Annotated in this window: 22 protein-coding genes; 8 read left to right on the forward strand and 14 right to left on the reverse strand. The window is 70.7% G+C overall.

Features of this window, described 5'->3' with window-relative positions; genetic code table 11:
- Positions 1-23: 23 nt before the first annotated feature.
- Positions 24-3,428, reverse strand: coding sequence for a pyruvate carboxylase (locus KNO15_RS04175; RefSeq protein ID WP_241702176.1), 3,405 nt, complete (start codon positions 3,426-3,428; stop codon positions 24-26).
- A 70-nt stretch (positions 3,429-3,498) separates the two neighbouring features.
- On the opposite strand from KNO15_RS04175, the gene KNO15_RS04180 reads away from it, so the two are divergent.
- Positions 3,499-4,317 carry a ParA family protein gene (locus KNO15_RS04180; protein WP_208039592.1) on the forward strand — a complete coding sequence of 273 codons (819 nt, stop codon included), beginning with the start codon at positions 3,499-3,501 and terminating at the stop codon, positions 4,315-4,317.
- Between the two features lie 84 nt (positions 4,318-4,401).
- On the opposite strand, the gene KNO15_RS04185 is transcribed toward KNO15_RS04180, so the two are convergent.
- The 4 genes from KNO15_RS04185 to KNO15_RS04200 all read right to left on the reverse strand — a co-directional run bounded on the left by KNO15_RS04185 (position 4,402) and on the right by KNO15_RS04200 (position 6,933).
- Positions 4,402-4,953, reverse strand: a complete 552-nt coding sequence (locus KNO15_RS04185; RefSeq protein WP_241702177.1) for a MerR family transcriptional regulator — start codon at positions 4,951-4,953, stop codon at positions 4,402-4,404.
- Between the two features lie 123 nt (positions 4,954-5,076).
- Complete coding sequence (gene ftsR / locus KNO15_RS04190) at positions 5,077-5,778, reverse strand: transcriptional regulator FtsR (protein ID WP_241702178.1); 702 nt, start codon at positions 5,776-5,778, stop codon at positions 5,077-5,079.
- Positions 5,779-5,789: 11 nt separating this feature from the next.
- Entirely contained in the window at positions 5,790-6,239 is a 450-nt protein-coding gene (locus KNO15_RS04195) for an FHA domain-containing protein (RefSeq protein WP_241702681.1), read from the reverse strand.
- Positions 6,240-6,303: 64 nt separating this feature from the next.
- Positions 6,304-6,933 carry a CDP-alcohol phosphatidyltransferase family protein gene (locus KNO15_RS04200; protein WP_241702179.1) on the reverse strand — a complete coding sequence of 210 codons (630 nt, stop codon included), beginning with the start codon at positions 6,931-6,933 and terminating at the stop codon, positions 6,304-6,306.
- Positions 6,934-6,996: 63 nt separating this feature from the next.
- Here KNO15_RS04200 and KNO15_RS04205 point away from each other — a divergent pair, with 63 nt between their 5' ends.
- On the forward strand, positions 6,997-7,824 hold the full coding sequence (locus KNO15_RS04205) for a DUF1295 domain-containing protein (RefSeq protein WP_241702180.1): 828 nt from the start codon (positions 6,997-6,999) through the stop codon (positions 7,822-7,824).
- On the opposite strand, the gene KNO15_RS04210 is transcribed toward KNO15_RS04205, so the two are convergent.
- On the reverse strand, positions 7,808-8,305 hold the full coding sequence (locus tag KNO15_RS04210) for a hypothetical protein (protein WP_241702181.1): 498 nt from the start codon (positions 8,303-8,305) through the stop codon (positions 7,808-7,810). The genes KNO15_RS04205 and KNO15_RS04210 overlap by 17 nt on opposite strands.
- 72 nt (positions 8,306-8,377) lie before the next feature.
- Here KNO15_RS04210 and KNO15_RS04215 point away from each other — a divergent pair, with 72 nt between their 5' ends.
- From KNO15_RS04215 to KNO15_RS04225, 3 genes are read left to right on the forward strand one after another with little or no spacing between them, the layout of a single operon-like run.
- On the forward strand, positions 8,378-8,866 hold the full coding sequence (locus tag KNO15_RS04215) for a hypothetical protein (RefSeq protein WP_241702182.1): 489 nt from the start codon (positions 8,378-8,380) through the stop codon (positions 8,864-8,866).
- A complete protein-coding gene (locus KNO15_RS04220; RefSeq protein WP_241702183.1) occupies positions 8,863-9,225 on the forward strand; it encodes an RNA-binding S4 domain-containing protein in 363 nt (120 codons plus the stop codon). Before KNO15_RS04215 ends, KNO15_RS04220 begins: the two co-directional genes overlap by 4 nt.
- On the forward strand, positions 9,225-10,034 hold the full coding sequence (locus KNO15_RS04225; protein ID WP_241702184.1) for a DUF72 domain-containing protein: 810 nt from the start codon (positions 9,225-9,227) through the stop codon (positions 10,032-10,034). The genes KNO15_RS04220 and KNO15_RS04225 overlap by 1 nt, the downstream gene beginning before the upstream one ends.
- A gap of 20 nt (positions 10,035-10,054) precedes the next feature.
- Here the strand turns inward: KNO15_RS04225 and KNO15_RS04230 are convergent, their stop codons facing one another.
- Both KNO15_RS04230 and KNO15_RS04235 read right to left on the reverse strand, forming a co-directional pair.
- Positions 10,055-10,444, reverse strand: coding sequence for a VOC family protein (locus tag KNO15_RS04230; RefSeq protein ID WP_241702185.1), 390 nt, complete (start codon positions 10,442-10,444; stop codon positions 10,055-10,057).
- A 33-nt stretch (positions 10,445-10,477) separates the two neighbouring features.
- The gene (locus KNO15_RS04235) at positions 10,478-11,422 is read right to left on the reverse strand and encodes a DnaJ domain-containing protein (RefSeq protein ID WP_241702186.1); all 945 of its coding nucleotides are present in this window, start codon (positions 11,420-11,422) and stop codon (positions 10,478-10,480) included.
- Between the two features lie 136 nt (positions 11,423-11,558).
- Between KNO15_RS04235 and KNO15_RS04240 the strand changes: the two genes are divergently transcribed.
- Positions 11,559-11,939, forward strand: a complete 381-nt coding sequence (locus tag KNO15_RS04240; RefSeq protein WP_241702187.1) for a VOC family protein — start codon at positions 11,559-11,561, stop codon at positions 11,937-11,939.
- 4 nt (positions 11,940-11,943) lie between these two features.
- Here KNO15_RS04240 and KNO15_RS04245 read toward each other — a convergent pair whose 3' ends face one another.
- The 6 genes from KNO15_RS04245 to KNO15_RS04270 are packed head-to-tail and all read right to left on the reverse strand — an operon-like array spanning position 11,944 to position 17,116.
- A complete protein-coding gene (locus KNO15_RS04245; protein WP_241702188.1) occupies positions 11,944-12,828 on the reverse strand; it encodes a prenyltransferase in 885 nt (294 codons plus the stop codon).
- On the reverse strand, positions 12,825-13,142 hold the full coding sequence (locus tag KNO15_RS04250) for a lycopene cyclase domain-containing protein (protein ID WP_241702189.1): 318 nt from the start codon (positions 13,140-13,142) through the stop codon (positions 12,825-12,827). The genes KNO15_RS04245 and KNO15_RS04250 overlap by 4 nt, the downstream gene beginning before the upstream one ends.
- On the reverse strand, positions 13,139-13,465 hold the full coding sequence (locus KNO15_RS04255; RefSeq protein ID WP_241702190.1) for a lycopene cyclase domain-containing protein: 327 nt from the start codon (positions 13,463-13,465) through the stop codon (positions 13,139-13,141). Before KNO15_RS04255 ends, KNO15_RS04250 begins: the two co-directional genes overlap by 4 nt.
- Positions 13,462-15,099 (reverse strand): phytoene desaturase family protein, encoded by a 1,638-nt coding sequence (crtI, locus tag KNO15_RS04260; protein ID WP_241702191.1) that lies wholly within the window; start codon positions 15,097-15,099, stop codon positions 13,462-13,464. The genes KNO15_RS04255 and crtI overlap by 4 nt, the downstream gene beginning before the upstream one ends.
- On the reverse strand, positions 15,096-15,998 hold the full coding sequence (locus tag KNO15_RS04265; protein WP_241702192.1) for a phytoene/squalene synthase family protein: 903 nt from the start codon (positions 15,996-15,998) through the stop codon (positions 15,096-15,098). Before KNO15_RS04265 ends, crtI begins: the two co-directional genes overlap by 4 nt.
- Positions 15,995-17,116 carry a polyprenyl synthetase family protein gene (locus tag KNO15_RS04270; protein ID WP_241702193.1) on the reverse strand — a complete coding sequence of 374 codons (1,122 nt, stop codon included), beginning with the start codon at positions 17,114-17,116 and terminating at the stop codon, positions 15,995-15,997. Before KNO15_RS04270 ends, KNO15_RS04265 begins: the two co-directional genes overlap by 4 nt.
- Positions 17,117-17,189: 73 nt before the next feature.
- On the opposite strand from KNO15_RS04270, the gene KNO15_RS04275 reads away from it, so the two are divergent.
- Together KNO15_RS04275 and KNO15_RS04280 are read left to right on the forward strand one after the other, a co-directional pair.
- On the forward strand, positions 17,190-17,747 hold the full coding sequence (locus KNO15_RS04275) for a MarR family winged helix-turn-helix transcriptional regulator (RefSeq protein ID WP_241702194.1): 558 nt from the start codon (positions 17,190-17,192) through the stop codon (positions 17,745-17,747).
- A gap of 70 nt (positions 17,748-17,817) precedes the next feature.
- The gene (locus KNO15_RS04280; protein ID WP_241702195.1) at positions 17,818-18,159 is read left to right on the forward strand and encodes a DUF7882 family protein; all 342 of its coding nucleotides are present in this window, start codon (positions 17,818-17,820) and stop codon (positions 18,157-18,159) included.
- The last annotated feature ends 115 nt before the right edge of the window (positions 18,160-18,274 follow it).

Below are 18,274 nucleotides of genomic sequence, written 5' to 3' on the forward strand. Positions count from 1 at the left end.
ACTGCGACAGTTTATCGGGCGGGTCAGGCGGGGGTGATGACGACCAGGAGGTCGCCCGCGTCCACCTGCTGGGTCTTCGGGATGGCGAGGCGCTCGATCGTGCCGGCGACGGGGGCGGTGATCGCCGCCTCCATCTTCATGGCCTCGATCGACGCGACCGCCTGGCCCGCGGCCACGGTGTCGCCCGGCACGACGTGGAGGGTGACCACACCGGAGAACGGGGCGGCCACCTGGCCGGGCTTGGCCGTGTCGGCCTTCTCGGCGGCCTTGGCCTCCACGACGATACTGCGGTCGCGCACGAACACCGGCCGCAGCTGGCCGTTGAGCGTGGTCATGACGGTGCGCATGCCCTTCTCGTCGGCCTCGCCGATGGCCTCGAGGCCGATGTAGAGCCGGACGCCCTTGCTGAACTCGATCACGTGCTCCGCGCCGGCGCCCAGGCCGTACAGGTAGTCGACCGAGTCGACGACCGAGAGGTCGCCGAACAGCTCACGGATCTGCTCGTAGATCCGCGTCGGGGCCGGGAACAGCAACCGGTTGAGTGCGGCCCGCCGCGACGCGCTGGAACCCTCCAGCGCCTCCGCATCGGTCGCGGAGATCTCTTCCACGCCGACCTTGATGGTCTTGCCGGCGAGCACCTTCGTGCGGAACGGCTCCGGCCAGCCGCCGGGCAGCTCGCCCAGCTCTCCCGCCATGAACCCGACGACCGAGTCGGGCACGTCGTAGTTCTGCGGGTTCTCGGCGAAGTCGTCGGGGTCGGCGCGAACGGCGGCCAGGTGCAGCGCGAGGTCGCCGACGACCTTCGACGACGGCGTCACCTTGGGGATGCGGCCCAGGATGCGGTTGGCGGCGGCGTACATGTCCTCGACCAGCTCGAAGTCCTCGGCGAGCCCCAGCGCCTTGGCCTGCTGGCGCAGGTTGGAGAGCTGGCCGCCCGGGATCTCGTGCTTGTAGACACGGCCCGTCGGCCCCGGCAGCCCCGACTCGAACGGCCGGTACACCTGTCGGACGGCCTCCCAGTACGGCTCGAGGTCCTCCACCGCCGCCAGCGAGATCCCGGTGTCGCGGTCGGTGTGCGCGAGCGCGGCGACCAGGGCCGAGGCGCTCGGCTGGCTGGTGGTGCCCGCCATCGGCGCGCTGGCCACGTCCACAGCGTCGGCACCGGCGCGGGAGGCCGCGAGCAGGGTCGCGAGCTGGCCGCCCGGGGTGTCGTGGGTGTGCACGTGCACGGGGAGGTCGAACCGCTCGCGGAACGCCGCGACCAGCTTCTCGGCCGCGGCGGGGCGCAGCAGCCCCGCCATGTCCTTGATCGCGAGGATGTGCGCGCCGGACTCCACGATCTGCTCGGCGAGCCGGAGGTAGTAGTCGAGCGTGTACAGGTCTTCGGCCGGGTCGAGGAGGTCGGCCGTGTAGCAGACCGCGACCTCGGCGACGGCGGTTCCGGTGGCGAGCACCGACTCGATCGCCGGGCGCATCTGGGACACGTCGTTGAGGGCGTCGAAGATGCGGAAGATGTCCACGCCGGTCGCCGCGGCCTCACGCACGAACGCGTCGGTCACCTGCGTCGGGTACGGCGTGTAGCCGACGGTGTTGCGGCCGCGCAGCAGCATCTGGATGTTGATGTTCGGCAGCGCCTCGCGCAGGGAGGCGAGACGCTCCCACGGGTCCTCGCCGAGGAAGCGGAGCGCGACGTCGTAGGTCGCGCCTCCCCAGGCCTCGACCGAGAGCAGCTCGGGGGTCAGCCGCGCGACATAGGGCGCGACCGCCAGGAGGTCCTTGGTGCGCACGCGCGTCGCCAGCAGCGACTGGTGGGCGTCGCGGAAGGTGGTCTCGGTGACCGCGAGGGCGGTCTGGGCGCGCAGCGCGTCGGCGAAGCCCTTCGGGCCGAGCTCCAGCAGCCGCTGCCGCGAGCCGGCGGGCGCCGGCACGCTCAGGTCGAGGCGCGGGAGCTTCTCGACGGGCGACGCGACCTCGGGGCGCGGACCGTTGGGCTGGTTGACGGTGACGTCGGCCAGCCAGTTGAGCACCTTGGTGCCGCGGTCTTTGGAGGCGCGGCCCTTGAAGAGCTCCGGGCGCTCCTCGATGAAGGAGGTGGAGACGTTGCCCGCGATGAAGTCCGGGTCCTCCATGACCGCCTGGAGGAACGGGATGTTCGTGGCGACGCCGCGCACCCGGAACTCGGCCAGCGCGCGACGTGCCCGCAGCACCGCGGCCGGGAAGTCGCGGCCGCGGGTGATGAGCTTGGCGAGCATCGAGTCGAAGTGCGGGCTGATCTGCGCGCCCGGGTTGATCGTGCCGCCGTCGAGCCGGATGCCGGCGCCGCCGGGCGAACGGTAGGTCGTGATCTTGCCGGTGTCCGGACGGAAGTTCGCCGTCGGGTCCTCGGTGGTGATGCGGCACTGGAGGGCCGCACCGCGCATCTGCACCGAGTCCTGGCTGAGGCCGAGGTCGGCGAGCGTCTCGCCCGCCGCGATGCGGATCTGCGACTGCACCAGGTCGACGTCGGTGATCTCCTCCGTGACCGTGTGCTCGACCTGGATGCGCGGGTTCATCTCGATGAACACGTGCTGGCCGGCGCGCTCGCCCGCGGTGTCGAGCAGGAACTCGACGGTGCCCGCGTTCTCGTAGCCGATCGAGCGTGCGAAGGCTATGGCGTCGCGGTAGAGCGACTGACGGATCTCGTCAGAGAGGTTCGGGGCCGGCGCGATCTCCACCACCTTCTGGTGGCGGCGCTGCACCGAGCAGTCGCGCTCGAACAGGTGGATGGTGTCGCCCGTGCCGTCGGCGAGGATCTGCACCTCGATGTGGCGCGGGCGGAGGACGGCCTGCTCGAGGAACATGGTGGGGTCGCCGAACGCACTGTCTGCCTCGCGCATGGCCTCTTCGAGCGACGCGCGGAGGTCCTCCTTGCGGGCCACCCGGCGCATGCCGCGACCGCCGCCTCCCGCGACCGCCTTGGCGAAGATCGGGAACCCGATCTCGTCGGCGCCCGCCAGCAGCTCCTCGATGTCGCGCGACGGCGGTGTGGACTTCAGGACGGGGACGCCCGCGGCGATCGCGTGCTCCTTGGCCGTGACCTTGTTGCCGGCCATCTCGAGCACCTCGGCGCGCGGGCCGATGAACGCGATGCCCGCGGCGCGGGCGGCGTCAGCGAGCTCGGGGTTCTCGGAGAGGAAGCCGTAGCCGGGGTAGATGGCGTCGGCGCCGGACTCCTTGGCGACGCGGATGATCTCCTGCACGTCGAGGTAGGCGCGCACCGGGTGTCCGGGCTCCCCGATCTGGTAAGCCTCGTCCGCCTTCAGCCGGTGCATCGAGTTGCGGTCCTCGTAAGGGAAGACGGCGACCGTGGCGGCGCCCAGTTCATAGGCGGCGCGGAAGGCCCTGATGGCGATTTCACCGCGGTTGGCAACGAGGATCTTACGGAACATGGGGACCTTTCGAGCAGGGGTCGGCACCACACAGCAAACGGTTAGGTACTCCAAGACTAGTGAAGGTAACGTGGCTGTCGTGCACGTACTCAGCGTTAGTTCCCTCAAGGGCGGTGTCGGAAAGACCACGGTGACGCTCGGTCTGGCCTCCGCCGCCTTCGCGAAAGGGCTCCGGACGCTCGTCGTCGACCTCGACCCGCAGTCGGACGTCTCGACCGGCATGGACATCCAGGTCGCCGGTCACCTCAACGTCGCCGACGTGCTCGCCTCGCCCAAGGAGAAGATCGTCCGCGCGGCGATCGCGCCGTCGGGCTGGACCAAGGGCCGCCCGGGCAAGGTCGACGTCATGATCGGCAGCCCGTCGGCCATCAACTTCGACGGTCCGCACCCGAGCATCCGCGACATCTGGAAGCTCGAGGAGGCCCTCGCCAACGTCGAGCACGACTACGAGCTGGTGCTCATCGACTGCGCGCCCTCGCTCAACGCGCTCACCCGAACGGCGTGGGCCGCGAGCGACCGCGTCGCCGTCGTCACCGAGCCCGGCCTGTTCTCGGTGGCCGCCGCCGACCGCGCACTGCGCGCGATCGAGGAGATCCGCCGCGGCCTCTCGCCGCGCCTCCAGCCGCTCGGCATCATCGTGAACCGGGCGCGCGTCCAGTCGCTGGAGCACCAGTTCCGCATCAAGGAGCTGCGCGACATGTTCGGCCCGCTGGTGCTCTCGCCCCAGCTCCCCGAGCGCACCTCCCTGCAGCAGGCGCAGGGTGCGGCGAAGCCGCTGCACGTCTGGCCGGGTGAAAGTGCGCAGGAGATGGCGCACAATTTCGACCTCCTGCTCGAGCGCGTCCTCCGCACCGCGAAGATCGGCGAGTACGCCGTCGCGGGCTCCTGACCCGCCGGAGACGCCCCGGAATCGACGAACACCTCCGAGCTCGCAGACGGTTCGCGTGCTCGGCGGTGCGGGAGGCGCTGCGCCTCAGGAGGCCTTGAACTTGGCGGCGCGGCGCGCGGCGAGCTCGTCGAGGTCGTCGCCCTGGGTGTCGAGCTCGACGAGGGACGACTCCACCTCGCGCAGCACCTTGCCGACGGCGATGCCGAACACGCCCTGGCCGCGGCTGACGAGGTCGATGACCTCGTCGTTGGAGGTGCAGAGGTAGACGCTGGCGCCATCGCTCATGAGGGTGGTCTGGGCGAGATCGTTCACGCCCGACTCGCGCAGCTGGTTGACCGCGGTGCGGATCTGCTGCAGCGAGATGCCGGTGTCGAGCAGTCGCTTGACCAGCTTGAGGACGAGGATGTCGCGGAAGCCGTAGAGGCGCTGCGATCCCGAACCCGCGGCGCCGCGGACGGTGGGCTCCACGAGGCCGGTGCGAGCCCAGTAGTCCAGCTGGCGGTAGGAGATGCCGGCCGCGCGGGCGGCGACGGCACCGCGGTAGCCGTTGGCGTCGTCCATCTCGGGCAGGCCGTCGGTGAACAGCAGGCCCAGGTCGTACCGGGCGGCGTCGCTGTCACGACTCAATTCGCTCATGCTGCCTGCCTCTCGCCCGGGTCCATCGGATCCTGCGTCTCCGAATGAGCCGCTTCATCAACGGTACCCATCCCCCGGTCCCCGGGCAACGACATCCGACAATCGTCGTCGGCGTGTCGGGGCTCAGGGTCGCAGACGCTCGAGAGCGGCGCGGATGATGCTGCCGCGCACGACGTCGAGCTGACCGGCGATCTCGCGTGCCAGCTCGGCCGTCTGCGGACGCGACGTGACGTCGTTGCGCCGCGCGAGCGGCACCAGAGCAGTCTCGATCAGGCCGATCTCGCGCTCGGCTGCAGCACGGAATCCGCGCAGATGGCGCGGCCCGATCCCGGTTCGAGCGAGCTCGGCCAGCGCACGCAGCACGGTCAGCGCCTCTTCGCCGTAGACCTCGGCGGGCACGATGAGGGAGGCGCTCACGGCCTCCTGAAGCAGTTCGGGGCTCGCCCCGGCCTCGCGCAGCAGTTCGTCGCGCTTGAAGCGGCGCCCGGCCGACAGCATCGACGTGGCCGACGAGGCCGACGCACCACCGGGGATCGGCGGGTCGCCGCCGGCGTCGACCTCGGCGAGGTACTTCTTGATCACCTTCAGCGGGAGGTAGTGGTCGCGCTGCATCGCGAGAACCGTGTGCAGCCGCTCGACGTCGGCCGGCGAGAACTTGCGATAGCCCGACGCGGTACGCGACGGGGTGACGAGCCCGCGCTCCTCGAGGAACCGGAGCTTCGACGACGACAGGTCGGGGAACTCCGGTGTGAGCCGTGCGAGGACCTGGCCGATCGACAGCAGTGCGGGCGAGGCGGCCGGGGCTCTCGCTGCTTGCCGGGCCACGAAGAGCGGCCCTAGCCGTTCGCCGCGGCGGCGAGGTCTTGGCGGGACGCGTAGAACGTGAGCCGGAACTTGCCGATCTGGACCTCGGACGAGTCGCTGAGCAGGGCGCTCTCGATGCGCACGCCGTCGTAGTAGGTGCCGTTGAGCGACCCCAGGTCGCGCACCTCGAAGGCCGTGCCGCGACGCGTGAACTCCGCGTGACGACGCGACACCGTCACGTCGTCGAGGAAGATGTCGGCGTTGGGGTGGCGTCCGGCGCTGGTCACGTCGGCATCGAGCAGGAAGCGCGCTCCCGTGTTCGGCCCGCGTCGCACGATGAGGAGAGCCGAGCCGGACGGCAGGGCGGCGATCGCCTCCTGCTCCTCCGGACTGATCTCACCGTCGACCGGGAACATCTTGGAGACGAACTCCTCGCCGAAGCGCGCTGTCGTGTCCTCGTTCCCTGTCGCGGAATCGCGCAGGGGGTTCGCGGCGTCGCGACCGTCGTCGTCTCCGGCAGGGAAACTCTCGGCAGGTTTGTTCTCGTCAGGCACCGTCAACCTCCTCTCGATCAAGCCTATCGGAATGTGGGCCGCTGTCATCGGCCGGAAGACGGATGACGCGGGCCGTCTCGCGAATGTAGACGATTCCGGCCCACCAGTACAGGAACGCTCCCCAGAGCGCGAACGCCCAGCCGAGCGGCAGGGAGTAGGGGGCGAGGGGCGCGAAAGCTTCGCCCAGCATCAGGAGCGGGAGCGCCCAGAACAGGCAGAAGGTGGCCACTTTTCCGAGGTGATGCACCGGGAGCGGTCCGAAGCCGTGGTTCGCGAGGATGATGCCGAGCACCGCGAGCATGACGTCGCGCGCGACGATGACGGCCACCAGCCACCAGGGGATGACCTCCCGCCAGGCGAGGCCGACGAGCGCGGCGAAGATGTACAGGCGGTCGGCCGCGGGGTCGAGGAGCTGGCCGAGTCGCGAGACCTGGTTCAGCTTCCTGGCCAGCCAGCCGTCGAGGAAATCGGTGATGCTCGACACGACGAGGACGGCGAGCGCGAGCGCGTCGTCTCCCACGATCACGAACCACAGGAACACCGGAACCAGAGCGAGCCGGAAGAAGCTGAGAGCGTTCGGGACCGTCCACACGCGCGAGCTCACCGCGCCGACACCATCCACGTTTCCACTCTAGTGACCGCTTGTCCCCCATCGCGCGCGGATGTCCCCCCTAGGATGTGGGGCGTGGAGCCGTTCTTCGTCTGTCTGTGGATCCTCATCGGCGTGTGCGCCGCCACCTGGGTGCTCTCGCTGATCACCGGTGAGCACTCCTGGGTCGACAGGATCTGGTCCGTCGTGCCCGTGGCCTACGTGTGGGTGTTCGCCGGCGCGGCCGGCCTCCAGGACGCACGGCTGAACCTGATGGCGGGGCTGGTCACGCTGTGGGGCGCGCGGCTCACGTTCAACTTCGCGCGCAAGGGCGGCTATGCGCCCGGCGGGGAGGACTACCGCTGGGAGGTGCTGCGCGGCCGGATGGGCCGCGGCGCGTTCGCCCTGTTCAACCTGTTCTTCATCGTGATCTACCAGAACGTGCTCCTGCTGCTGATCACGCTGCCTGCCTGGACCGCGTACCTGCACCCGACACCGCTGAACGCGCTCGATATCGTCTGCACCGTGCTCTTCCTGCTGTTCCTGGCCGGAGAGACGATCGCCGACCAGCAGCAGTGGAACTTCCACCAGTGGAAGAAGCGGGAGACCGCCGCCGGCCGGCAGCCGAGCCCGCGCTTCCTGCAGACCGGGCTGTTCCGGCTCTCGCGGCACCCGAACTTCTTCTTCGAGCAGGCGCAGTGGTGGGTCGTCTTCCTGTTCGGCTGCGCTGCCGCCGGCTCGATCCTGCAGTGGACGGTGATCGGCCCGCTGCTGCTGACCGGCCTGTTCATCGGCTCGACCGTGTTCACGGAGAGCATCTCGCGCTCGCGCTATCCCGAGTACGCGGACTACCAGCGGCGCACGTCGCCGATCGTCCCGTGGTTCCCGCGCCGCGGCGGCGAGACGGTCACTGCGCGGTCGTGACGGCGCGCGCCGGCCGCGGGAAGGCCTCCCGCATGTGGTCGGAGTCGAGGTAGTCGGCGACGCCGATGAGGATGAGGCTGAACACGATCTGCTCCGTCACCATCCAGAACGGGTACAGCCCGGGGATCGCCGCCATCACGAGCGTCACGACCGGGAAGATCTTGGAGAACAGCCGCAGCCGCGAGTACGCCCAGTAGTAGCCCTTCTGGGCGCGCCAGGCGAAGTAGAACAGCGTGACGGTCATGCCGAGCACGACCACGGAGCGCATCCAGACGGCGAACGGCACGGCCGCACCGTCGAGCGTGAGGACGAGGGCGATGACGACCGCCGTCGTGCCGATGACGAGTTCGGCGACGAGCAGCCAGGCGATGACGATGAAGGCGCGGCGGGTGCGCGGGTGGTCGCGGCCCTCCTCCGGAACGGTGTAACCGGCGAGGCGTCCGCCCGCGAGCCGGTCGAGCCGTCGGAGCAGGGATTCCATGCATCTACGGTAACGCGACGCGGGTGAGAGCCGCTTCCACCTTTCGATGGATCCAGCGCGTACGGTTGGGATATGTCCTGCATCCGCTTCAACACGCCCGCCCAGCGCCAGGCCATGCGCGACCACCGTCCCGCGATGCTCACCGCCGAGGAGGCCGCAGCACTGCATCCTGCGCCGGAGTTCACCGAGAGCAAGCTGCGGAGGCTGCGGCTGCTCGCGGCCGACCCGAACCCGAAGATCCGGGAGGCCGTCGCCTCCAGCTACAACACCCCGGAGGACCTGTTCCTGACGCTGGCGAACGATCCGGACGAGGGTGTGCGCGGCTGCGTGGCCAAGAACGAGGCGACACCCTGCGACATCCTGCGCTCGCTCGCGAGCGACCGATCGGAGACCGTCCGAGGCTGGGTTGCCGTCAACTACTCCGTGCCGGCGGACGTGATGGAGACGCTCGCGAACGACCGCAGCCGCACGGTGCGCAGCCTCGTGAAGTGGAAGGCGCAGCTGGCCGAGGAGGACGCTGCCGTGGCGCCCGCCGCCGCGGAGCCAGCTCTGCGGCCATGACGAGCGTCCGCGTCGACGCCTGGGCCTGGGCCGTGCGCCTCTACAAGACCCGGTCCGCCGCGTCGGACGCCTGCAAGGCCGGCCATCTGAAGGTCAACGGCGACCGCGCGAAGCCCTCGCAGCAGGTGAAGGTCGGCGACGAGGTCCGCGCGTTCGTGGGCGGGAGCGAGAAGATCTACATCGCGCGCAGGCTCATCGTGAAGCGCGTCGGTGCCGCGATCGCCGCCGAGTGCTTCGAAGACAGGACTCCGCCTCCCCCGCCCAAGACCGAGGCGCCGTCGGACATCACCCGCGAGCGGGGCGCCGGCAGACCCACCAAGCGCGACCGGCGCCTGCTCGAGCAGCTGCGGGGCCGCTGATGGCGGTGGCGCGGATCGGCATCTCCGGGTGGACGTATCCGCCCTGGCGCGGCGTCTTCTACCCGAAGGGGCTGCCGCATCGTGCCGAACTCGAGTACGCGTCGTCGAAGCTCGACTCGATCGAGATCAATGGCAGCTTCTATGCCCTGCAGAAGCCGTCGAGCTACCGGTCCTGGGCCGAGAACACGCCGGAGCACTTCGTCTTCTCGGTCAAAGGCGGCCGTTACATCACGCACATCCTGCGGCTGCGGAACGCGCGGGCGGCGCTGGCCGGCTTCTTCGCGTCCGGCGTGCTCGCACTCGGGCCCAAGCTCGGTCCGATGCTCTGGCAGCTTCCGCCGAACCTGCCGCTGGACCCCGAGGCGCTGGACGCGTTCCTCGCCCTGCTCCCCTCGACGGCGGCGGAGGCGCGCACTCTCGCCGCCGAGACCACGCTGGAGGAGGGCCGCGTCGATCTGACCTCCGGGGGTGAGCGGACGCTCCGGCACGCCGTCGAAGCGCGGCACCCGAGCTTCGCCGACCCCGAGTTCGTCAGGATCGCGCGTGCCCACGGTGTCGCCGTCGTCCTCGCGGACACCGCCGGCCGCTACCCCGTCATCCGCGAAGTGACGACCGACTTCGTCTACGTGCGCCTCCACGGCGACGAGGAGCTGTACGCCAGCGGCTACACCGACGAGGCGCTGGACCGCTGGGCCGGCGAACTGCGCGAGCACCTCGACGCCGGACGCGACGTCTTCGCCTACTTCGACAACGATCTGAAGGTGCGCGCCCCCTACGACGCGATGGGCCTGCGCGACCGGCTGCGCTGAACGCGGCAGGTCACCGCCGGTCAGTTCTGCAGGACCGACATCACGTTGCCTGCCGGGTCGCGGAACCACGCGATGTCCGGCCCGCGGTTCACCGCCCTGCCGCGCGCGATGCCCTTGTCGTCGGTCGGGAGGGCCTCGTCGTCGTAGATCTTGGTCACGACGCCCTTCGCGTTGAGGTCGTCGACGGCCGCGTCGATGTCGGCGACGACGAGGTTGAGGATGGTGAAACCCGCGGGCTGGTGGTCGGGCTTCGGGTAGACGAAGACGTGGCTGCCGGCGGGGAGGGCGATATCGAGGTTGCCCATCGGGCCGTCGGTGACGTCGAGGCCGAGCGCGTCCCGGTAGAACGTGCGCGCCGCGTCGATGTCGTTCACGCTGAATCCGCTGAAGATCTCGAGGGTGTTGACCATGGGTCCCACTCTGCCCCCGAGCCGGCCGGGAGTCTAGACGAAGCGGACGGCCTCCTGCAGCCGGGGCCGCAGTTCGAACGCACGGTCGACGCTCTCGCGTCCCGCTGCGTTGGCGCCGTCGCGCAGGACCTTCGGCAGCAGCGAGCGCCGCACGACCAAGGAGCCGGACAGCCGCCCGCGCTGGACGACGTCGAACGGGACGGCGAGCGCGTCGTCGGGGACGACGACGATCAGGCCGGTGAAGCGGACACCGGCCTGGCGCGCGAAACTCTTGGCCGAGGCGTGGAGCTCGTGGAACGGCTGCTCGTCGCGGCGGATGCCTGCACCCGTGAGTTCACCTTTGGCGAGCTTCACCTCGCTCCCCCAGTCGGCGGAGCGCACGGCGAACAGGCCGGCAGGGCCGAGCACGATGTGGTCGAGCTTGGCGTCCGTCGCCGCGTGCACGGCGACGTCGTTCCAGATCGTGAAGCCGATGCCGAGACCGGAGACCGCGCGGGCCGTGGCCTCCTCGGCGAGCGCCTCCGCCAGCAGCATGCGGATCTCGCGCGGTGCCGAGCGCACCAGCGCGGGGTCGTACGGGTCGGCCTCGGAGCCGCGGCCCATCCACTCGCGCATGAGTGTGAGGAACCGTTCGCGCGCACGTCCGCCCGGGTGCCCGTAACTGCGCGCCCGCACGGTGGCACCGCGCGCGGAGGCTCGCGTCGGGTGGAAGGTCGCGCTGAAGCTTCCGCCGCCGGACTCGCCGGAGACGGCGTCGACCACGAGGCTCTCGCCACGGTCGTAGCGCGCGCGGTCCTCCGGGTCGCCGACGAGCTCCCAGGCGGTCTGCACCGCTTGGAAGGCCGCTGCCGTTCCGCCGGTGTCGGGGTGCGTGGCGCGGGCGAGGCGCCGGTAGGCGCGACGCAACTCGTCCTGGCTGACGGTCGCGCTGACGCCGAGCACCTCGTAGGGGCTCGGCGCGGCGGGACTGTCGGTCATGGTTCACGACACTATCGGGCCGATCCGCGAATTCCCTTGATTTCCGATGTGGACGGAGTGTGATTGAGGACGGTAAGTGACCGCTATCCCACCTAGCCTGGAATCACTGCAACGGACAACCGAAAGGGCAGGAATCATGACCATCAGCGACTGGCGCATCGAACTCATCATCGTCCCCGTCACCGACGTCGATCGAGCCAAGGCCTTCTACGTCGACGCCCTCGGCTGGAACGCCGACTTCGACCAGGTCGTCTCCCCCACGCTGCGGTTCGTGCAGGTGACGCCTCCCGGGTCGGCCTGCTCGATCGCGTTCGGCCAGGGACTGACCGACATGGTCCCCGGCACGATGAAGGGTCTGCAGATCGTCATTCCGGACGCCGACGAGGCGCTCGCCCACCTGCGCGAGAACGGGGTGGAGGCCGAGGGCGTCGACGAGCAGTCCTGGGGACGCTTCGTCTACTACACCGACCCGGACGGCAACGGCTGGAGCCTGCAGCAGCTGATCCCGAGGGACTAGGTGGTCACGCCCGGCCGAGCGCGACGGCGATCAGCAGCAGCGTCACGACGAATCCGCACGCGTAGTTGATCCAGAGGAAGCGCCGCCAACCCCGGTTGGCGGCGCTCGCGCGTTCGTCCGGCAGCGACCAGAACGGCGCGGCGGTCAGGAGGTAGGGCACCGCCAGGAGCGCGGCGACCGGCCCGGGCCAGGGCGTGCCGAGCATCGCCAGCCCTGCGGCCGTCCACGCGGCCATCGCGAAACGCGTCGTCCAGGCGGCGCCGAGCACCGTCGCGATCGACGCGAGACCGGCTTCCCGATCCGGCACGATGTCCTGCACGGCGCCGAACGCATGGCTGCCGATGCCCCACAGGAAGAACGCGAGCAGCACCAGCCACAGCCCGGGCGTGAACACCGCTCCGGCGAGAACGAGACCGTAGAGCGCCGGGCCGACGAAATGCGTGCTGGAGGTCGCCGAGTCGAGGAACGGCACCTCCTTGAAGCGCAGGCCCCGGACCGAGTAGGCCAGCAGCGCGAAGATGCCCGCCGCGAGCACCAGCCACGACAGCGGTGGGCCGACCGCGACGAGGAACACCAGGAAGGGGACGTTCGTCACCGCGGAGGCGACGAGCGTCGCCCTGTGCACGCGCCGGTCGAGCAGTGCGCCCTCCGCGCCGCCCTTGCGCGGGTTGCGCAGGTCGGACTCGTAGTCGAACACGTCGTTGATCCCGTAGAGCGCGAGGTTGTACGGCACCAGGAAGTACAGCGTGCCGACCACGAGCACGGCGTCGACGTGCCCCGTGGTGAGCAGGTAGGCGGCGGCGAACGGGAACGCGGTATCGATCCAGCTGAGCGGGCGGGAGGCCAGCACCAGCTGGCGCAGCAGCGACGGGGCGACGGCCGTGGTCACGCCGCCCTCCGCCGCAGCAGGACCCAGACGCCGGTGAGGATCAGGAGCCCGCCGACGGGGTAGGCGAGATCCTCGACGGGGACCAGGCCGATCCTGGCTCCGGAGACCGTGTGCGGGTCGTACGTCATCAGGCCCGCGGCGATCATCGCGTTGTCGAAGACGATCGTGAGAACCAGCAGCACGACACCGGAGACGAGCGCGGGCAGCCACCACCGGCGCACGAGCCTTGCGCGATCGGGTGTGCAGACAAGCGCGACCGCGAGGACGGCGGCCGCGACGGCGAGGAAGACGAGGTCCAGGAAGAGGTAGGTCATGGGCGCCGCTCCCGGCGGTCGAGCACGGCACGCACGCCGAAGAGCAGGATCAGCGTCAGATAGCAGAGGAACGCCAGGAAGACCGGCTCCTCCAGCGGGAGCTCGGGGGCGAGCTCGACTCCGGTCATGAACGGCGAGCGGCCACGCTCGAAGACCCCGAGCGCGATCCCGGCGGCGTCCCAGCAGAGGAAGAAGACCAGCCCGGCGAGCAGCGTCGCGGTGGCGCGCCGGACATCCCGCCAGAAGACCAGGACGAATCGTCGGTCCAGCAGCACGAGCGCACCGGAGACGACCAGGAGGCAGGCGAGGTAGGCGAGGCTCACGGCACGCGCCCCGCCCGCCCGGCTGGAGCCAGAGGCTCGGTCAGCGGCTCGGCCAGCCGCTCCGCGGAGTCGTCGCCGCGCAGGCGCTTGACGACCAGCTCAGCGCTGATCAGGCACATCGGCAGCCCGATGCCGGGGATGGTCGACGAGCCGGCGTAGAGGAGACCGTCGACTCTGCGCGAGGCGTTGCCCGGCCGGAAGAACGCGCTCTGCCGCAGGGTGTGCGCCAGTCCGAGGGCGCCGCCGCGCCACGCGTTGTAGCGCTGGGCGAAGTCGTCGGGACCGACGGTGCGACGCACCACGATCCGCTCGGCCAGGTCGGGGATGCCCGCCCAGGCCGCCACCTGCGCGATCGCCGCGTCCGCCGTGCGTTCGACGAGGCGGTCGCCCGCACCGTCGATACCGCCGGCGCCGATCGACACGTCGGCGGCGACGGGAACGAGGAGGAACAGGTTCTCGTCGCCCGCCGGAGCGACGCCGGGGTCGGTCGCGCTCGGCTTGCAGACGTACAGCGATGCCGGGTCGGGGATACCGGGGCGCGATCCGAACACGCGCGCGAAACCGGCCTCCCAGTCGGCCGTGAAGAACAGGTTGTGGTGCGCCAGCTGCGGCAGGTCGCCGCGCACGCCGAGCATCGCCAGCACGGCTCCCGGACCGGGATCGCGGCTGCGCCAGCGGCGTTCGGGGTGCGTGCGCAGCCCGGGAGGCAGCAGCTGCGTCTCGGTGTGGTGCAGATCTGCCGCCGAGACCACGAGGTCGGCCTCGCTGAATCGGGAGGCGCCCGCCCGGTCGAGCCATTCCACACCGGAGACCCGGGCCCGGCGTCTGCCGGCCTCCGTGCGGATGGCGACGGCGCGCGCGCCCGTGACGAGCTCCGCTCCCCCGGCCTCGGCGAGCGCCGCGATCCGCGCGACGAGCTCGGCGAAGCCTCCCATCGGGTAGCGGACCCCGTCGTCCAGGTCGAGGTGGCTCATCAGGTGGTACATGCTCGGGGCGCGTCCGGGCGACGTGCCGAGGAAGACGGCGGGATACCCGAGGAGCTGGCGGAGGCGGGTGTCGTTCACGAAGCCGGCGGCGTAGCGGTCGAGCGGTTCGACGAGCAATCGCACGAGCCGGCCGAGTCGCCGCAGGACCGCGGGGTCGAGCAGCGGACGCGGGGACGCGTAGGTCGCATAGAGGAAGCGGTCGACGGCGAGCCGGTAGGTCTCGGCGGCGCCGACCAGGTAGCGGTCGAGCGCCGCGGCGCCTCCCGGCTCGATGCTCTCGAACAGGGCGCGGTTCATCGCTGCGCCGGCCCGGATGTCGAGCGGTGCGTCCGCCCCCTCCGCGAACAGCCGGTAGCCGGGATCGAGGGTCACCAGCCCGAGCTGCTCCTGCGCACTCGTGCCCAGCAGCCGGAAGAAGTGGTCGAAGACCTCCGGCATCAGGTACCAGGACGGGCCGGTGTCGAAGCGGAACCCGCCGGACTCCCACAGGCCGGCCCGCCCGCCGAGCGCGTCCCGCTGCTCGAGCACGGTGACCCGGTGCCCCTCGCGGGCGAGCAGGGCGGCGGTCGCGAGTCCCGAGACACCGCCGCCGATCACGACGGCGCGGCGCCGCCCGTCGGCGCGCGCTCCGACCGGGGGCGCCGTCACCGCAGCGCCCCCGCGGTCGCCCGGACCAGGACGGCCAGCTTGATGTGCGTGGGAACGCTCACCCGGCGGGCGATCAGGTCGGCGGCCGGAGTGGCGCGGATGCGATCGCTCAGCTCGGAGAACAGGCCGTGGGCCGCCAGGATCGCGCGCCGGCAGTTCTCCGGCAGCTCCGGGATGGCGTCGGCGGCGGCCCCCAGGTCGCAGTCGATGTCGACCACGAGGGCGAGCTTCTGGCGTTCGGTGAGCCGGGCCGGGTCGATGCCGGGGAAGTAGCTCCGGCCGAGCTCGGTGTAGTCCACTGCGAGGTCGCGCAGGAAGTTGAGCTTCTGGAACGCCGCCCCGAGACGTCGCGCGCCGGCCTCCAGGCGCTGTCTGACGGGGTCGGGCACGGGAGCGTCGTGCAGGAACACCGCCAGGCACATCAGGCCGACGACCTCGGCGGAGCCGTAGATGTAGGCGCTGAGCTCGTCGGCGCCGAAGTCGACAGGATCGAGGTCGCGCCGCATCGACGCGAAGAACGGCCGCGTCAGGTCGGTGCCGATGCCCACGGCACGCGCCGTTCGCGCGAAGGCGTGCACGACGACGTTGGCGCTGTACCCGGCCTTCATCGCGCGCTCGGTGTCGTCCTCCAGAGCGTCGAGCACTGCAGCGATCTCCGCCGGAGACAGCCCGGCCTCGGCGGCGGCCCCGTCGACGATCTCGTCCGCCACCCGCACCAGGGCGTAGACGTCCTCCACTCCTGGACGCACGGCGGGCGACAGCAGGCGCGTCGCCATGCCGAACGACGTCGAGTACTCGTGGATGATCGTGGCGGCGCTGCGGTGAGCCGCATGTCCGTAGAGCGCGAGATCCGTCGGCGGGGACGAGGAGCTCGCGGGCGGCGGGACGAGGCGCGTCATGACGTGCGCCCGACACAGCTGTGCGCGAGCCGGGCGAGGGTCGCGGCGAGGTCGGCGGGGACCAGGGGCGAGTCGAGGGTCGCGATCGCGGCCGCGACGTGCGTGGCGATCAGACTGTTCACGAACGCCCGCGCCCCGCAGCGCTCCAGCGCAGCGCCCGCCGCCGCCGCCTCTGCGGCGCTCAGGTCGGGGTGGCCCAGCAGCGGTTGGATGGCCGGCCACTCGCGGGTGCCGCGCGCGAAGGCGATCAGCGAGGTCTGTTTGCCCTGGCGGAGGTCGCTGCTCGCGCTCTTGCCTGTCACGGCCTCCTCTCCGAACACGCCGAGGAGGTCGTCGCCCAGCTGGAAGGCCGTCCCGACGAGCCGCCCGTAGCCGGCGAGGAGGTCGCGGAGCTCCGGGTCCGCGCGGGCGAGCGCCGCCCCGGCCGCGAGCGGCGCCGCCACCGTGTACTCGGCGGTCTTCTCCTCCGTCATCGCGAGGACGTCGTCGATCCGCCCGTCGGACAGCCCGGCCGCCAGGCCGACGTCGGCCAGCTCGCCGGCGGCCGTCACGAACACCGCACGCTCGAACAGGTCGAGGATCAGCGAGCGTGAGGGCTCCGGGGTGGTCAGACGCGCGACCCGCTGGGTGGCGGCGTGGAGCAGGAGGTCGCCGGCGAGGATGGCGGCCGACTGGCCCCAGAGCCGTGCACGCGGCTCGTCGGCGCCGCGGAACAGCGCGTCGGCGCTGAACTCGCCTGCGACGTTCGGCCGGCCCCTGCGCACGGTGTCGCCGTCGATCACGTCGTCATGGAGCAGGAACGCGGTGTGCAGGAGCTCGAAGGCCAGGGCGGTCTGCACGGCGTCCGACCGATTGCCGCCTCCGTTCAGACCGTGATAGGCGGTCAGCACGAGGCGGGGCCGCAGGCGCTTGCCACCGCGGGCGGACTCGGTCACGCTCTGCCAGAGCCGGACGTATCCATCGCCGTACCCGGCCGCCTCGGCCCGGCGGGCGGCGAGAAAGGCCGAGAACTCGTGCTCGACGAGGAGCAGGTCCGACTCGATCGCGTCCGCGACCGTCTCCGCCGGGCTGTCCGCCGGGCTGCTGACGTCCGCGACGTCCGGATGGAGCCGGGTCATACAGCCCTCCTTTACCTAGCCAGGTTAGTAAATAACCTAGCACGCTTCTTATGGACGGCAATAGGATGTGCGCATGAGTTCGAAGGACGAGGCGCGTCGCATCTCCGGAGCGCTGATCGACCCGCGCGTCATCGACCCGCGACAGGAGCTCGTGCGCCACGACGACCTCGCCGAGGACGAACTCCAGCAGGTCATCGGCGTGCTCGACGCCGTGCGCCGCTGGCGGGAGTCGGAGCAGCGGCTCAACCTCGAGTCGCGCACCGCCCTGCAGCTCAACGAGACCGACATGAAGGCGCTGCGGTACATCATCGCCTCCATGAACGCGAACGTCGCGGTGACCGCGGGCGCGCTGAGCGAGCACCTCCACGTCTCCACCGCCTCCGTCACGAAGCTGCTCGACCGGCTGGAGCGCGCGGGCCACATCGTGCGGCGTCCGCACCCCACGGACCGCCGGGCCGTGACCGTCGAGATCACGCCGGAGACGCATCGTCAGGTGCGGCGCACCATGGGGTTGCAGCACGCCCGCCGCTTCGAGGTCGCGCGCGCGCTCAGCCCCGAGGAACGCGAGATCGTCACCCGGTTCCTCGACGACCTGAGCGCGACGACGCTCATCAGCGCTCCGCCCGAGTGACGGCAGGGCGACGGCGGACATACCCCTCCCTCCGATGCCTCATCCACCGACCGTCGGGTACGGTTCTGGCATGGGCAAGCTTGTTTACGGCGGGACGACCGAGATCGGTTTCGAGGATCGGATCCTCGCGCACCTGCAGATCGTGGTCGGCCTCAAGCTGCGCCGCAAGGAGGGGTTCTTCTTCTCGTGGCGCGACGAGCAGTCGGTCGGCGACGGCCGCAGCGCGATCTGGATCGACCCGGCGATCCCGCTCCTGTTCCGCTACAGCGGCGGGAGGCCGCCGAAGATCAACAAAGCGTGGCTGGAGGCACTCACCCTCTCGTCCAACAGCGCCCAGGGGCTGCAGTTGACCGAGGAGATCGGCGCCCTCGGCGCCGACGAGGTCAACGCGGACGCTCCCCCCGGCCGTTGAGGCGACCCCCGGGGACGCACCGGCCATCGCTCCAGCCACGAACTGGCTGAGAGAACCTCAGCGATGGCTTGATCGGCTCCCACCACGCGCTTATGGTGGGCCCTGATCATGGCAG

The sequence above is a fragment of the Leifsonia shinshuensis genome, assembly GCF_022606355.1.
Lineage (GTDB): Bacteria > Actinomycetota > Actinomycetes > Actinomycetales > Microbacteriaceae > Leifsonia > Leifsonia shinshuensis_B.

Bases quoted from the DNA above. Each gene is read 5' to 3' on its own strand.
- KNO15_RS04175 (WP_241702176.1), bottom strand. From the start codon at position 3,428: ATGTTCCGTAAGATCCTCGTTGCCAACCGCGGTGAAATCGCCATCAGG.
- KNO15_RS04185 (WP_241702177.1), bottom strand. From the start codon at position 4,953: ATGAGCGAATTGAGTCGTGACAGCGACGCCGCCCGGTACGACCTGGGC.
- KNO15_RS04210 (WP_241702181.1), bottom strand. From the start codon at position 8,305: ATGGAATCCCTGCTCCGACGGCTCGACCGGCTCGCGGGCGGACGCCTC.
- KNO15_RS04215 (WP_241702182.1), top strand. From the start codon at position 8,378: ATGTCCTGCATCCGCTTCAACACGCCCGCCCAGCGCCAGGCCATGCGC.
- KNO15_RS04220 (WP_241702183.1), top strand. From the start codon at position 8,863: ATGACGAGCGTCCGCGTCGACGCCTGGGCCTGGGCCGTGCGCCTCTAC.
- KNO15_RS04225 (WP_241702184.1), top strand. From the start codon at position 9,225: ATGGCGGTGGCGCGGATCGGCATCTCCGGGTGGACGTATCCGCCCTGG.
- KNO15_RS04230 (WP_241702185.1), bottom strand. From the start codon at position 10,444: ATGGTCAACACCCTCGAGATCTTCAGCGGATTCAGCGTGAACGACATC.
- KNO15_RS04235 (WP_241702186.1), bottom strand. From the start codon at position 11,422: ATGACCGACAGTCCCGCCGCGCCGAGCCCCTACGAGGTGCTCGGCGTC.
- KNO15_RS04240 (WP_241702187.1), top strand. From the start codon at position 11,559: ATGACCATCAGCGACTGGCGCATCGAACTCATCATCGTCCCCGTCACC.
- KNO15_RS04250 (WP_241702189.1), bottom strand. From the start codon at position 13,142: ATGACCTACCTCTTCCTGGACCTCGTCTTCCTCGCCGTCGCGGCCGCC.
- KNO15_RS04265 (WP_241702192.1), bottom strand. From the start codon at position 15,998: ATGACGCGCCTCGTCCCGCCGCCCGCGAGCTCCTCGTCCCCGCCGACG.
- KNO15_RS04270 (WP_241702193.1), bottom strand. From the start codon at position 17,116: ATGACCCGGCTCCATCCGGACGTCGCGGACGTCAGCAGCCCGGCGGAC.
- KNO15_RS04275 (WP_241702194.1), top strand. From the start codon at position 17,190: ATGAGTTCGAAGGACGAGGCGCGTCGCATCTCCGGAGCGCTGATCGAC.
- KNO15_RS04280 (WP_241702195.1), top strand. From the start codon at position 17,818: ATGGGCAAGCTTGTTTACGGCGGGACGACCGAGATCGGTTTCGAGGAT.